Source organism: Calothrix sp. UHCC 0171, from assembly GCF_034931845.1.
In the GTDB taxonomy this organism is placed as follows: domain Bacteria; phylum Cyanobacteriota; class Cyanobacteriia; order Cyanobacteriales; family Nostocaceae; genus Brunnivagina.
The window spans coordinates 44,567-58,904 of sequence record NZ_JAYGHN010000013.1 but is presented as its reverse complement, the minus strand read 5'-3'; the positions used below and the strand labels follow the sequence as shown (position 1 = coordinate 58,904).

Below are 14,338 nucleotides of genomic sequence, written 5' to 3'. Positions count from 1 at the left end.
AAATTTATTTTTCGATAAAGATGATATCTTCAGGTTGCTGGCTTAGTTTAAGTTGTTGACCATCAACTTTAACTACATAATCAAATCCAGTGACATGACCATCTGGTAAAATAATTATTCTGTCATTCAGCGAAGCTAGATAACTGACAAAACCATCAAGCTCAACGCCACCATCATTAATTGCTAAATAACTTAACAAACGGCGAAACAATTTCGGTAAAATGACAACGCGATCGGTAATAGTTTCCAAGCTTTCTAAAACAAAACCAGTATTAGTTTTATCTTGACTCCACAAGCCTTTATTTTCTTGACGTGCTTGCTTCACAATTGCAGTCATCACAGAGCGTGAATCGGGAAACAGCTTTGAGTAAAAAGTTGGATAGGCTAGCCCTTGGCTTAATAAATGGCAATTTGCGCTTTTGTTCAGCAAAGATTCATCTAAAAAAACATCGCTACCATCTTCTGCTTCAGTTTCACCCGCAAATACCAATGCCACACTCCTCCCGTAGACATCGGCAGAACGAGTCAGGATAAAGCCGGGAACCTCCTCTGGGGAAGAAGAAGTAATTTTTTCATTCTTACCACGTGTAAATTTTTGAAATCCCAAAAATTTTAGTAACTCGTCTACGGCTGCATGGGCATATTCAAGTGGCTGGCGCTGCGTACCGACACTACCAATCCTTGGCGAAAAATGGGTTTCTAGGGCATCAATTGCATCCAATCGTAGCTGCACACCACCTGCTTTATTTGTACGAATGGATTGAGATATTTTTTTCCAATGTTCTAGGTTTTTAGCATAAAAGCGGATTGAATCTCCATCTGGTGCGGTTTGGACTACTCGAAATTTACCCTGAATTAAAGTCATCGGCATTGTAGATACTCCTCGCGGTGCTATAAATCACCAAACTTAGTTTTACAGCTAAGTTTTGCCATCAATATACAGTGTTTCAAATATTACTACTCTGTTCAGAAGTTAAATTAAGTAGGTAAGAGTATTAAATTATTCCTAGTTTGTATTTGTACTGAGAAGTAATTGATTAGAGACCATTTACAAAGTAAATATTAGGGATAGTCGTGTAGGGAGAAACCTGGTTTCTCATCAAAAAGTCAAATGATGCTCGATACTTAAATCCAAAAAACCCGGTTTCTTTAGGAACAGGAATTTCATAACTTACAATTCTGAACGAATATGAAATGGTGCGTTACGCTGCGCTAACAGCACCCTACTTTTGCACTTTATTTCATTCACATTCCTTAGTCTTAAGGTTTACTTTATACATCAACTCTGAAGTTTATTTCTATGTAGTAATATGTATTAACGTGAGAGGGGTCATATTTTATTCGTCGAATTCACGTTGTATTAATATTGTTCCTTCTTTGTATCTCTCCATCTCCGCGTCCCCGCGTCACCATCTGTTACTTTTGGAGAATTGGAACTGTGCGATCGCCTATTTTGTGAGTTGCAATCGAGTATCATACTATTAGGCTAGTACAACAAAGCAAAAGTAAAAAAGTATAAAGGCAAAAAAATAAAAAATAGAATTATGATTTTGAGAATGAAAATTCAGATTGGGCAGGCTTGTATGCCTGCCTGAACAGCAACTAATTAAATCGTTTGCGGTGAGATAGTTTAACCACCCCAAACTTTTTCTAAAACAGTTGTAGCTGGTATATCTGCCAACCTACCTGTAGGCGATTTAATTGCCAGGAATTTATCGCTTTGAGGCAATAGAGTAGTTGGTTCGGTGGAACCAAATAAGACAATTGTGTAGGTTTGCACAGCCACACTTAGATGTATGGGGGCATTCTCAGTAGATAGCATCAAGTTAGCACCTGCAATCATTGAGGTTAACTTACCGATATTCTCAGCAAGCATAACTTTGATATTCGGAATAGATTCTTTGATGCTGCGTATAAATACTTCGTCATTGGGTTCAGCAACGACGACTATAGGCATTTCTGGTTGTTTGTGTTGAAAATCTTGAATTATATGAACCCAGTTTTCAATTGGATAAATATTATTGGTTCCTCTGATTTGGGCAGACTGCTGAGATGTGACATAAATTAACACATATCCAGAGTCTTTGATTCCCAGTCGTTTTTGTTCATTGGTTGCCCATTCAATATCAGACTTAGGAACATTGACTGTTAATTCTGGACAGAGTGAATTAATACCCATGCCTTTGAGAAGATCATGGTACATACAAGCTGCGTATTGCTGCTTGTTTAAAGGTATTGGATGGGTTAAAAAACCGGAACCTTTACCTTGGAAACCTATACGGGTAGGGATTCCCGTCAACCAAAGTATCAAACCGATTAACCAGCTTTGTCCGAAGGTAATGGCAACATCGTATTCTCGATCGCGCATTGTACCAACTAAGTTACCCCAGTCAGCCAAACTATTGCGATCGCTAAAATCAAACGTTATCACCTCCGAGACTGACTTACTCACTCGGTAAGCAGCCTTTGAACGGGGTTCGGTGACAACATCGATTTGCGCGTTTGGGTAATAGCGCTTAATGTCATCGATAGTCGGAAAGAAGAGAATTTGATCGCCTATTCCGCCGCTTACTAGGGCTACTACTCGCATAATATTTGTTTACGCTCATTCGCTCATTATTTTATTAGTAGTTAGTGGTTAATAGTTAATGATTAATGGTTTATTGGGAATTGGATATGGGGAATTAGGCATTAGGCAAAGAATCAGACTGGCAGAAACCCGGTTTCTCTCTGACGCAAAATCTCTAATAGGCAGGAGAAGACTAAGAAACTGGACTTCTCTGGCTAGTGGTTTGCCAAGAATTGACGGGTTGAGATTGACTCGGAGATACTGAGACGCAAAGACGCGGAGATTTTTGTCCCTGCAAAGTTACTTTGGTGAACTACTAGGCGAAAACCCAAAATTAACCATTAACTACTTAACTACTACTACTAAATAGATACTATGTATTTACTAATTCCTGCTGCTGGTATGGGTAAACGGATGGGAAGCGATCGCAATAAACTTTTGTTAATGTTGCGATCGCGTCCTCTCATTGCTTGGACTTTGCTGGCGGCTGAGGCTTCACAAGCGATTCAATGGATTGGGATTATCTCCCAGCCCTATGATTGGGATGAGTTAAAGGGGATTTTGGCGGAGTTAAATTTGCAAAAGCCTGTGGAACTCATTGCTGGTGGTGCTACTCGTCAAGAATCGGTTTACAATGGCTTGCAGGCTCTACCCTCTGATGCTCAACAGGTTTTGATTCATGATGGGGCGAGGTGTTTGGCTACGCCTAATTTATTCGATAGATGCGCGGAAGCAGTGCTGCATTGTCCTGGTTTTATTGCTGCTGTTCCCGTCAAAGATACGATCAAAGTAGTTGATGATAGTGGCGTAATTCAGAATACTCCCAACCGAGAATATTTATGGGCGGCGCAAACTCCCCAAGGTTTTAATGTAAATTTATTGAAACAATGCCATGCTGAAGGCGTGGAAAATGGCTGGGCAGTCACCGATGATGCCGCATTATTCGAGAAATGTGGCTATCAAGTCAAAATAGTCGCTGGGGAAGAAACAAATTTGAAAGTGACTACACCCCAAGATTTAGCGATCGCTGAATTTATCTTGGAAATGAGAAAGAAGGGAAAATAGGAAATAGGGGTATGGCATCTCCAATTTTCGATCCGATTGCCCATCAATCATTTACATTTTCATCAAACAATGATATAATCCGTGCCACTTGTTATTTGTCCGATTTGCCATATGTTGTTTGTCGTTCACGCTATGTTGTTTGTCATTTGTTGTTGACCCCATAATTACGCCAATTAATTAACAAAAATTAATTAAAGCAAATTGACTAATGACTGATGACTAATGACTGATGACTAATGACTAATGACTAATGACTGATAAATTATGACCAAATAACCAAGAACAATGACTATAGCAGCGACAAAAATTGAAGCGATTCTCTATTTAAAGGGCAAGCCATTGTCCATAGGCGAAATTGCTGAATATGCAGCGTGCGATCGCGCAACGGCAGAAGAAGGAATAATTGAATTAATTGATGAATATGCGCGGCGAGAGACAGCCTTGGAGGTTGTGGAAACTTCCAGTGGCTACTGTCTGCAAGTTCGTTCTGACTACCAAGATTTAGTGCAAACGCTGATTCCGGTAGAATTAGGTGTGGGGGCACTACGAACCTTAGCTGCGATCGCACTTCACAATCCCATTCGCCAAAGTGATTTAATTAACGTGCGCGGTTCTGGGGCTTACCAACACGTTCAAGAACTAGTTGAACAGGGTTTTGTCCGGAAACGACGCGATGGCGAGTCTCGTTCCTACTCGCTCCAAGTTACTCCCAAGTTCAATCAATATTTCCAAATTGAACAACTCCCACAACCGTTTATTACTCGTCAAGAGGAACGTCAATTAGAATTAGACTTTCAACCCCAAGCAGAAGCTAGTTAGCAGGGGGAATACTGAGTGAGGAATTTGTTTTTCCTCCTTTCGCTTTTTACTTTTCCCATCTAAAGTAATATGTCTCACGCTTCTGCTATGGTTTAGAGTAGAATTAGCAACTAAGCTAAAAAATTGCCAATGGTGTTTGACCCTAACTTTTTAAACGACAACTTCGATGAACACCCAAACGAGCTTCTGAACGAGAGCTTTGAGGAACATCCCAACCAGTTACTCAAGTATCTCCAACACCAGTCGCCTGACGTTTTAGCGCGTGTCGCCCAGTCTGTCAGTCCAGAAATTAAGCAAATTATTTCCCAAAATGTCCAAGGGCTAGTAGGAATGCTACCTGCGGAAAATTTCAACGTCCAAGTGACTACCGATCGCGAAAATTTAGCAGGAATGCTAGCATCGGCAATGATGACGGGATATTTTCTGCGCCAAATGGAGCAACGGATGGATTTAGACAATTTGAATAATAATCATTAATTGATGGCTAATAGTGGGTAATTGGTGAATGGCTAATGGAGAATTATTTGTTGATGGTTCCAATCACTCATAATTAACCAAATCACTCACCATTAACCATTAACTATCTCGCTGGATAAGCCCCTGACGCGACTTTGAATGTTTGAATCACTCCGTAACGGTTGACTTCTACTTCTAAAATGTCACCTACAGAACTGGATTCGACTATCTTTTGCACCTGGGCTGCTGTTTTTACAGGTTTGCGATTCACTTTGAGAATTAAATCGCCACGACGCAAGCCACCCTTTTGGGCTGGGGAATTATCGACAATACCCTTAATTAGAATCCCGGTGTCTTGTTTAATTTTGAGATTATTTTCTTGATTAACTTGCTGCTTTTTATTTGGGGTTAAGTCTGTCATCTCAATCCCCAGGAACGGATGTTCGACACGCCCTTTAGTAAATAATTCGTTGGCAATCCGGGCAGCTGTTTCAATGGGAATTGCAAAACCTAGTCCCTGTGCGTCGGCGCGGATAGCTGTATTTACGCCAATGACTTCACCCTGAGAATTTAGAAGTGGTCCTCCAGAGTTGCCTGGGTTAATTGCGGCATCGGTTTGAATAAAACTAACTCGTTTTTCGGGCACTCCTACTTGAGCGCTGGTGCGTTCAGTGGCGCTGATGATACCTATTGTAACTGTATTGTCCAAACCAAGAGGATTTCCAATTGCGATCGCCCATTGTCCAGGTATTAAGTTTTGCGAATTCCCGAATTTGACAGTTGGTAATTTGTCAGCGTCAATTTTTACCGCCGCCACATCTGTAACTGGATCGACTCCTACCACTTTTCCTTCAAAAGAGCGCCCATCTTTCAGTGTTACTTGCACTGTATCAGTATCAGCCACCACATGGGCATTGGTGAGTAATTGACCATTTTGGCTCAAAATAAAACCAGAACCTGTACCCCGCTCAATCCGCTCTTGGGGAATGGGTTCCTCATTTTCACCAAAAAACCTTCTGAGTAGGGGATTTTTGAAGGCATCAGAAATGGGATTGGCAACTTTCCGGGTAGCATTAATTCTTACCACTGCTGGACCAGTACGCTGAACGGCAGAAGTGACAAAATTAACATTATCATCACTAATCGCCCCAATTACACCACCAACCTTAGGAGAGACAATAGTTTCAGGAACAGAAGTCAACGTGACACTTTTTAACTCCTGAAACGATCGCTTTTGGGGCATCAAAACAGAACTGGCAAATAAAACTGCAACACCACCAAATACGCCACCAATCGTCACTAAAGAAAAATATGTGACAAGCTGCTTCAGGGATAACTTCATAGTCATTACACTTAAGGGAAAGTAAATTTAGAAAAAATACAAAAAAATACAAAAAAATTAAAGGGAATGTAAAGCGATCGCTAATCTATAAGTTTAATCAAGCAAAAAGCTAGTTGAAAGTTATTTTTGCGAGGAAAGTCTTCACAGCCAAGGATTTGAGACTTTATAATCCAAAATTTTTGTGAAGTTGCTGTAACCACAACTACTGATTAGTGACATCGTCAGTATTCATAAGTTTCTCTAACTGTCCCGTAAAAAATGGGTGCGGGGTAAAGTTATTTATTTACGGGACTTTGGATGGGTTGTGGGCTGGAAAGGGTGAATGATTCCCAGAAATCAAATTAAAATTAAATTAAAATATAACTAAAAATTTACAGCTAAGTCCGCTATGAATGCTGTAATCTTCGGCACTAGATGCCCGACTTTGGCTTTACTCGAAACTACCTACAGTAGCAAGCTACAGTTAAAGGAGTTAAAGAAAAATTTTCACAAGAAATTTCACAGGAAAAAAGTAAAGTTCTTTTATTCTCAGTATTTTAACTCACTTTTCCCCTTCAGTTAATGCATGAAATCATTCTCTAGCTTGTTCCCGTTATCTTCTTCTCTATTTTCTTCTCTATTGTTGGTTGGTATCCTTGGTATCATATCCGCAATCTCGCCAACAGCATTAGCGCAAACTGCGGCAAGTTGTCCAACTTCAGCTTTATCGCGTTTTGTACGCCATACCGTATCCCGTGGCGAAACCTTAGATAGTATTGCTCAACAATATAGTCTCACAACAAGTGCGATCGCGGCGATGAATCCAGGGTTGCCAAGTCGGGAAGTTACAGTCGGCAAACAAATACTCATTCCCCCCTACAATGGCATTATCATCGAATTTCCACGGGGTCAAACTTGGGGTGATATCGCCAAAACATATAAAATTCGTGCTGATGTCCTATTTGAGATTAACGGCTGTCAAAAAAACCCTCGATTTGTTTTTGTACCTGAATCGAATCGCTCAACATTACGTACTGCAATTCAGTCAGCAGCAATCCCCGTATCTAATACTACTCCGACAAAGTTTACTGGTTATCCCCTAGCAGCAGTCACAAATGTAGCTTTACCCTATGGATGGCAAACAAATCCCCAGACTGGCGAAGTATTTTTTCATAGTGGTATTGATATAGCTACACCTGTAGGAACACCAGTAACAGCTATCTCTGAGGGAGTTGTCGCTTTTGCTGGCAACCAGGGAACTTATGGTAATTTGGTCATCATTAATCATGGTAATGGATTGCAAAGTCGTTACGCCCAATTAGAAACAATCAAAGTCGCAGTTGGGAAACAAGTTAAGCAGGGTGATGTGTTGGGAATAGTCGGAACTAGTGGACAGCCATCATCCCCACAGCCACATTTACATTTTGAAATCCGCACTAGTTCTGATTTAGGTTGGGTAGCCAAAGACCCAAAAAATTATTTAAATAAGTAATTTAATTCCATCAAAATTGAAAAAAATTTCCTGTTTAATAGGTAATTGGTGATGTCGAATCAGAATCTAAATATAAATGATGCAGTTGAGTTATTGTTAGAACAAGCAAATAAATATTGTGAAGATGGTGAACATGAAATAGCTATTGATTATCTGGATCAAGCTCTAGAAATTGACAAAGATTCAGCAAAACTTTGGTGTGAAAAAGGATGGAATCTGTTTTTACTTTGGCATCAAGTTTTTCCTGATTCATCTTTATCTGAGACAGAGGCTAGTTTAAAAAAACAAGAAATTATTGCTTGTTTTGATCAAGCCATTGCCATTGAACCCGATAACTTTTTAGCTTGGTACAGGCGCGGACAAACCCAATTAGAAATTCTATCTGCGGTTGCAGAATCTTTAGTCAGTTTGAATCAAGCGATCGCCCTGCAACCAGATGATTTTGATAGTTGGTGGGATAAAAGCTTTGCTCTATATCAATTAGAACGCTACGAAGAAGCAGTAATTAGTTATGAAAAAACACTATTAATCGACCCTATGCACTTCGGAGCTAGGGATGAATTCTGTAGAATGCTATGGGAAATGGAGCGTTATGAAGCAGCCCTCGCTAATTATGACAAACTTTTATTAGTTGGAGAGAATCAGGCAGATACTTTATGCCGTAAATGCGAAGTTCTGGAAAAATTGGCAAGATATTCTGAAGCTTTAGATTGTTGTGAAAAAGCTTTACAAATTAGTCCAGAGTCTCATGAAGCATTAGCCTGTAAAGTCAGATTTTTAGCCAATTTAGGTCAAGTAGAAGCGGCTTTAAATTGCTATGAGAGATTAATACAAATAGACCCGCAATCAATTGTTGTGGCAAAAGTATTCATTGATATTGGTTATGTAGCAGATGCACTCAGAATATTTGAGCAATCAATTAAAAATATGACCGATAAATTCTGGGCAAGGGTTTATCAAGGAGATTTTTTGTATGAACTACAAGACTATCAACAAGCGATCGCCAGCTATCATCAAGCATTAAAGAGCCAACCAGATGATGCAGATACATTATACAATCTTGCTTGCTGTTATGCACTTCAAAAAGAAACAAAAAATGCCTTAGATAATCTCGAAAAAGCAATTAAAATCAATCCAGAAGAATTGATTGTAGCTGCAATCAATGAACCCGACTTTGCAGAAATTCTTCATTCACCACAATTTGCATTGCTGGTGTCACAAAAATAAGCGATAAATTTGCCCATAGATAGCAAAATCTAATATATGGGATGCGGAGATGGAGAAACAGGGAGATTTATTTTATGTGTTGGCAGATTTTGGAGAAACGATATTAGTTCTATAATTCTGTGATGGCTTTGAGCTTCATCGCCGTAGGATGGCTCCAACTATTTTGATTGAATTCTTAGTAAAAAACAAAAATTTAATTACAGAATTTAATTAATTATTAATACGACTTTAGATGGATATAATTCTTGCCCAAAGTAAACTTAAATACTGAAAATATATGCGATCGCAGAATACACGTAAGACTATATTATCCAATGATATTGCTAATTATTACAGCCAATTCAACAACGAGAGTAATGTCAAAAATATCCCATAGCTGTGACTAAACAATTAAATCAAAGTAACAAACAGTACACAAAAAATTTCAAACAACCGCAATGTAACTGATATTGCTAGCAGCCCGCAGCATGGGAGAATCAGAACAAAGAGATATTTTAGAGAGGAAAACCTTATAGTATGCACCTGAGTGAAATCACCCACCCCAATCAGTTGCACGGTCTGTCGATTCGTCAGCTACAACAGATTGCCCGTCAAATACGCGACAAACACCTGCAAACCGTAGCCGCAACTGGTGGACATTTGGGACCGGGATTAGGTGTTGTTGAATTAACCCTTGGGCTTTATCAGACACTCGACCTCGATCGCGATAAAGTGATCTGGGATGTCGGACACCAAGCTTATCCTCACAAACTAATTACTGGACGTTATAGCGACTTTCACACGCTGCGACAAAAAAATGGTGTTGCCGGTTATCTCAAACGTTGTGAAAATAAATTTGATCACTTTGGTGCGGGACATGCTTCGACAAGTATTTCCGCCGGCTTGGGCATGGCGCTAGCACGGGACGCAAAGGGAGAAAAATTCAAAGTTGTCTCGATTATTGGTGACGGCGCATTGACGGGGGGAATGGCACTGGAAGCCATCAACCATGCAGGACATTTGCCTAAAACTAATTTGTTGGTAGTCTTGAACGACAACGAGATGTCAATATCTCCGAATGTCGGTGCAATTCCTCGTTACTTGAATAAAATGCGTCTTTCGCCACCGATGCAATTTATTTCTGATAATTTTGAAGAGCAAGTTAAGAATCTACCCTTTGTGGGTGAATCGCTGTCTCCCGAATTTGAGCGGATTAAAGAGGGGATGAAGCGTCTGGCAGTGCCGAAAGTTGGGGCAGTGTTTGAGGAACTTGGTTTTACTTATATGGGACCAGTGGACGGGCACAATTTGGCAGAATTAATTGCCACATTCCAACAAGCACATCAAATCCCTGGACCAGTTTTGGTACATGTATCAACAACCAAAGGTAAGGGTTATGAAATTGCCGAAAAAGACCAAGTTGGCTACCATGCCCAAACCCCATTTAATTTAACCACTGGCAAAGCAATTCCCTCCACTAAACCCAAACCACCTGCATACGCAAAAGTCTTTGCCCATACTTTAGTCAAACTTGCCGAACAAAACCCGAAAATTTTGGGAATTACGGCGGCAATGGCAACGGGAACAGGATTAGATAAACTTCAGCAAAAGTTACCAAATCAATATATTGATGTCGGGATTGCTGAACAACATGCCGTCACCTTAGCTGCTGGTTTAGCTTGTGAAGGAATGCGTCCGGTGTGTTGTATTTACTCAACCTTCCTGCAACGTGCCTTCGACCAAATTATTCATGATGTCTGCATCCAAAAATTACCCGTCTTCTTCTGCTTAGATAGGGCAGGCATTGTTGGTGCTGATGGTCCCACCCACCAAGGGATGTACGACATTGCTTATTTGCGTTGTATTCCCAATATGGTGTTGATGGCACCCAAAGACGAAGCCGAAATGCAACGGATGTTGGTGACTGGAGTAGAATATACCGACGGGGCGATCGCCATGCGTTTTCCTCGCGGTAGCGGTCAAGGTGTACCCTTAATGGAAGAAGGTTGGGAACCTTTAGAAATTGGTAAGGGTGAAATTGTTCGTAATGGTGATGATGTCTTACTTGTTGCTTACGGTACAATGGTTTACCCAGCCATGCAGACAGCTGAAGTTCTCAGTGAACATGGCATCGAAGCAACCGTCATCAATGCCCGCTTTGCTAAACCTTTAGACACCGAACTAATTTTACCCCTAGCTAAAAAAATTGGTCGTGTTGTCACCCTTGAAGAAGGCTGTACTATGGGTGGTTTCGGTTCGGCTGTTGCAGAAGCGTTGCTTGATGCTGATGTTGTTGTTCCTGTCAAGCGGATTGGCATCCCCGACATTCTCGTAGATCATGCAGAACCAGACCAATCTAAGGCAGAATTAGGTTTAACTAGCTCGCAAATGGCTAATACTGTGATGCAGGCTTACTTTAAACAGCAATTGTCTGTAGTTAGTTAATTAGTTAGTTAATTATTTTTGTTATTGGTTAATAGTTAATGGTGAATGGTTGTTGCAAACTGTTTTTAACCTTTGTTGGTGATAATCAGATATATACTGCAAGCGGTTAGCTATTAGCCTTTAGCGATTAGCCTTATAAGGCTAATCGGAAGGCGTTATAGCAATTTAGGGAGTCAAATTTCCAGCCGTGTTTGGTATAGATATTGACCAATAGTTAAGCTGATGTGCGGCTCAATTGTATAAGGCGAAAACGTCAAATTACTGTAGTGTGGGCATCTTGCCCGCGTCTAATATACAAATTAAATGCGCCACAGCTTACCAATCAACATCCATTACCACTCTGACAAGCCATTAACTACTAACCGTTAACTCTTCTGAAATCTTTGCTATGAATCCTCTCAACAACCAGGTTTATCCAGTTATTTGGCATAATGATGCCGTATCACTTATCGACCAAACCCGCATACCTAACGAGTATGCATTTGTAGAAATTCACCGCAGTGAAGATATGGCAAGGGCAATTAAAACCATGATTGTCCGAGGTGCGCCAGCAATTGGAGTTGCTGCTGCCTATGGGATGTATCTGGGGGCGAGGGAAATTCAAACCGATAATCGCGATCGCTTTTTGCAACAATTAGAACAAGTTGCGGCAATGTTACGGGCAACTCGTCCCACCGCCGTCAATCTTTTTTGGGCAATATCCCGGACTCTCAAAGTTGCCTATGAAACATTGGGTACGGTTGATGATATCAAAAAAGTATTACTACAAACCGCCCAAGATATCCAACTCGAAGATTTACAAACCTGTCGCTTAATTGGTGATAATGGCTTAAAAGCATTACCAGCCAGCCCCGAAAAACTCACATTACTAACTCACTGTAACGCTGGAGCCTTGGCAACTGGTGGTTATGGTACAGCTTTGGGAGTTGTGCGATCGGCATGGCGTGAAGGTCGATTAAACAAGCTTTTCGCCGATGAAACCCGTCCGAGATTACAGGGGGCAAAATTGACCACATGGGAATGTGCCCAAGAAGGTATTCCTGTAACTTTAATTACTGATAGCATGGCGGCACACTGCATGAAACAGGGATTAATTCATGCTGTAGTCGTTGGAGCTGATCGGATTGCAGCAAATGGAGATGCGGCGAATAAGATTGGCACGTATAGTTTAGCACTGGTAGCAAGGGCACATAATGTCCCATTTTTTGTAGCAGCACCACTTTCCACGATTGATTTTGAATTAGCAAGTGGTAGCGAAATTCCGATTGAGGAACGTGAGCCTACGGAGATTTACCAAGTGGGCGATACAATGCTCACACCAGTTAGTGGGGTAGAATATTACAATCCAGCCTTTGATGTGACTCCAGCTGATTTAATTACCGCAATTATTACGGAAAATGGTGTTTTTGCTGCTGGCGAATTAGCTCTGTCACGGGAAAGGCAGGTGCAGTAGGGTGTCAAAATTTGCTTTAGTTTTTATTTCATCAATATAAAATCTTGATATTCCTGACTCCTTTGTTGAAGAAGTCGGGAATATTGTTATGGAAAGTGCAAAAATACGAAAAAGATAAACTGTATCCTGCGGAAAAAATACTCTTGCAGTTGAAGAGTGAAAACGTTACAACAATTACAGCATCCATAAATTGCTTTATTAATTCTTTTGATGAATATTAAACCTAAAGTAAATTTTTTAGCATATCTAAGTAAGAGGGGTAAGCCCCAGAAAAATAATTGCCAACGCAACTTAGGTATCGGGATAGCAGGAGGATTATTAGCCGCATATTTTGGCTTGTTGTCACCTGCAACTAGTCAGACTACATCAGAATCCCATAAATCATCAACAGATTTGGGTAAAGAAATGGTTGGGCAAATTCGTGAATGCGTACAAGCGAAAATAGCCAATAATCCCCATAATTCCCAGAAAAATCAGCAAGCATTACAAGCAATTTCAATGCGATGCGTGTTTGAGGTGGCAGTGCTAGAAAAAAATGGTACAGTACGACCAGATGCAAGCGATCGCGTTTCGGCTTTGTTTGCTGTCACTGGCTTCAAACCACCACAACCAACGAGTAAGGGAAATGCCACCAATGTAGGGTTGCGTTATCTTCCCCGCAGTCGAGTTTTAACTGTACCAGTTAGTATTGGTAGCAAAACTAGTCATTTTCTCCTCGATACAGGTGCTTCCGCTTCAGTGATTAGTAATAAAAACGCACAGCAATTGCGTCTCATGGGTGTGCCCATCCCTAGTGATGTGTTGAAATATATGGGGGTAGGTGGAAACTGTTCTCAAGTCAAAGCTGATTCTCTGAGCTTACCAACTCTGGGGGTGAGTTCGGCAAAAGTTTCTGGGTTAAATGGTTTAGGACTTTCGGCAAATTCAATTCCTGGTAAAAAATCGGGTGTTTTAGGATTAGATTTTTTGAGTAATTTTGATGTTGTTGTTCATCCAAAAAAATTACAATTGCAACTTTTGCAGCCTTCACAACCTGTAGAAAAATCAATTCCCCTACAGGGAAGATTGGGGGCAATGACAACACAAGTCAAAATTAATGGACAAGGAACATTTACATTTATGCTCGATACAGGAGCAGATGTGATGGTAATATCAAAATCATTAGCACAGAAATTACAATTAGATAATCCTCAAGCTAAAAAAACTAAAGTTCAAGGATTTTGTGGGACGGAATCCGCCAGAGAAATTAAATTAAATCAAGTTAGTTTACAAGAGCATAATATTAATAATTTGGATGCTGTCATTTTAGATAATGACAATATTTTTAAGATGTTGGGGGTTGAAGGAATAGTAGGTCAAAATTTTCTCACTCATTATCAACAGCATTGGCGATTTGGTGAGAGAAGTCCGTTAGGATATCCTGAAAAGGGAAGTTTGACATTAACGCCAATGTCGAAGTAAAAATACCCAAATTCCACTATTTACAAAACTTTGGGAAATAGCAAGCGAGAC

Annotated in this window: 11 protein-coding genes; 8 read left to right on the top strand and 3 right to left on the bottom strand. The window is 40.4% G+C overall.

All coding sequences use genetic code 11. From position 1 onward, the window contains the following. Positions 1 to 4: 4 nt before the first annotated feature. Positions 5 to 871, bottom strand: a complete 867-nt coding sequence (locus VB733_RS12250; protein WP_323340363.1) for a thermonuclease family protein — start codon at positions 869 to 871, stop codon at positions 5 to 7. A 759-nt stretch (positions 872 to 1,630) separates the two neighbouring features. Continuing rightward, a complete protein-coding gene (locus VB733_RS12245) occupies positions 1,631 to 2,590 on the bottom strand; it encodes a glycosyltransferase family 9 protein (RefSeq protein ID WP_323340362.1) in 960 nt (319 codons plus the stop codon). A gap of 354 nt (positions 2,591 to 2,944) precedes the next feature. On the opposite strand from VB733_RS12245, the gene ispD reads away from it, so the two are divergent. The 3 genes from ispD to VB733_RS12230 all read left to right on the top strand — a co-directional run bounded on the left by ispD (position 2,945) and on the right by VB733_RS12230 (position 4,930). After that, on the top strand, positions 2,945 to 3,634 hold the full coding sequence (ispD, locus tag VB733_RS12240) for a 2-C-methyl-D-erythritol 4-phosphate cytidylyltransferase (RefSeq protein WP_323340361.1): 690 nt from the start codon (positions 2,945 to 2,947) through the stop codon (positions 3,632 to 3,634). A gap of 285 nt (positions 3,635 to 3,919) precedes the next feature. Then, on the top strand, positions 3,920 to 4,453 hold the full coding sequence (gene scpB, locus VB733_RS12235) for an SMC-Scp complex subunit ScpB (RefSeq protein ID WP_323340360.1): 534 nt from the start codon (positions 3,920 to 3,922) through the stop codon (positions 4,451 to 4,453). A 129-nt stretch (positions 4,454 to 4,582) separates the two neighbouring features. Continuing rightward, on the top strand, positions 4,583 to 4,930 hold the full coding sequence (locus tag VB733_RS12230; protein ID WP_323340359.1) for a DUF760 domain-containing protein: 348 nt from the start codon (positions 4,583 to 4,585) through the stop codon (positions 4,928 to 4,930). A 103-nt stretch (positions 4,931 to 5,033) separates the two neighbouring features. Here VB733_RS12230 and VB733_RS12225 read toward each other — a convergent pair whose 3' ends face one another. Continuing rightward, positions 5,034 to 6,251: an HhoA/HhoB/HtrA family serine endopeptidase gene (locus tag VB733_RS12225; RefSeq protein ID WP_323340358.1), complete on the bottom strand. Its 1,218-nt coding sequence runs from the start codon at positions 6,249 to 6,251 to the stop codon at positions 5,034 to 5,036. Between the two features lie 565 nt (positions 6,252 to 6,816). On the opposite strand from VB733_RS12225, the gene VB733_RS12220 reads away from it, so the two are divergent. The 5 genes from VB733_RS12220 to VB733_RS12200 all read left to right on the top strand — a co-directional run bounded on the left by VB733_RS12220 (position 6,817) and on the right by VB733_RS12200 (position 14,287). Then, positions 6,817 to 7,722 (top strand): M23 family metallopeptidase, encoded by a 906-nt coding sequence (locus VB733_RS12220; protein ID WP_323340357.1) that lies wholly within the window; start codon positions 6,817 to 6,819, stop codon positions 7,720 to 7,722. A gap of 51 nt (positions 7,723 to 7,773) precedes the next feature. Next, positions 7,774 to 8,949, top strand: a complete 1,176-nt coding sequence (locus VB733_RS12215; RefSeq protein WP_323340356.1) for a tetratricopeptide repeat protein — start codon at positions 7,774 to 7,776, stop codon at positions 8,947 to 8,949. Between the two features lie 516 nt (positions 8,950 to 9,465). Continuing rightward, complete coding sequence (gene dxs, locus VB733_RS12210; RefSeq protein WP_323340355.1) at positions 9,466 to 11,373, top strand: 1-deoxy-D-xylulose-5-phosphate synthase; 1,908 nt, start codon at positions 9,466 to 9,468, stop codon at positions 11,371 to 11,373. A 388-nt stretch (positions 11,374 to 11,761) separates the two neighbouring features. Continuing rightward, positions 11,762 to 12,826 (top strand): S-methyl-5-thioribose-1-phosphate isomerase, encoded by a 1,065-nt coding sequence (mtnA, locus tag VB733_RS12205; RefSeq protein WP_323340354.1) that lies wholly within the window; start codon positions 11,762 to 11,764, stop codon positions 12,824 to 12,826. 210 nt (positions 12,827 to 13,036) lie between these two features. Continuing rightward, the gene (locus VB733_RS12200; protein WP_323340353.1) at positions 13,037 to 14,287 is read left to right on the top strand and encodes a retropepsin-like aspartic protease; all 1,251 of its coding nucleotides are present in this window, start codon (positions 13,037 to 13,039) and stop codon (positions 14,285 to 14,287) included. Positions 14,288 to 14,338 lie beyond the last annotated feature (51 nt).

Coding starts and splice junctions, on each gene's coding strand:
- VB733_RS12245 (WP_323340362.1), bottom strand. CDS start 2,590: ATGCGAGTAGTAGCCCTAGTAAGCGGCGGAATAGGCGATCAAATTCTC.
- dxs (WP_323340355.1), top strand. CDS start 9,466: ATGCACCTGAGTGAAATCACCCACCCCAATCAGTTGCACGGTCTGTCG.
- VB733_RS12200 (WP_323340353.1), top strand. CDS start 13,037: ATGAATATTAAACCTAAAGTAAATTTTTTAGCATATCTAAGTAAGAGG.
- VB733_RS12250 (WP_323340363.1), bottom strand. CDS start 871: ATGCCGATGACTTTAATTCAGGGTAAATTTCGAGTAGTCCAAACCGCA.
- scpB (WP_323340360.1), top strand. CDS start 3,920: ATGACTATAGCAGCGACAAAAATTGAAGCGATTCTCTATTTAAAGGGC.
- mtnA (WP_323340354.1), top strand. CDS start 11,762: ATGAATCCTCTCAACAACCAGGTTTATCCAGTTATTTGGCATAATGAT.
- ispD (WP_323340361.1), top strand. CDS start 2,945: ATGTATTTACTAATTCCTGCTGCTGGTATGGGTAAACGGATGGGAAGC.
- VB733_RS12225 (WP_323340358.1), bottom strand. CDS start 6,251: ATGAAGTTATCCCTGAAGCAGCTTGTCACATATTTTTCTTTAGTGACG.
- VB733_RS12230 (WP_323340359.1), top strand. CDS start 4,583: ATGGTGTTTGACCCTAACTTTTTAAACGACAACTTCGATGAACACCCA.
- VB733_RS12215 (WP_323340356.1), top strand. CDS start 7,774: ATGTCGAATCAGAATCTAAATATAAATGATGCAGTTGAGTTATTGTTA.
- VB733_RS12220 (WP_323340357.1), top strand. CDS start 6,817: ATGAAATCATTCTCTAGCTTGTTCCCGTTATCTTCTTCTCTATTTTCT.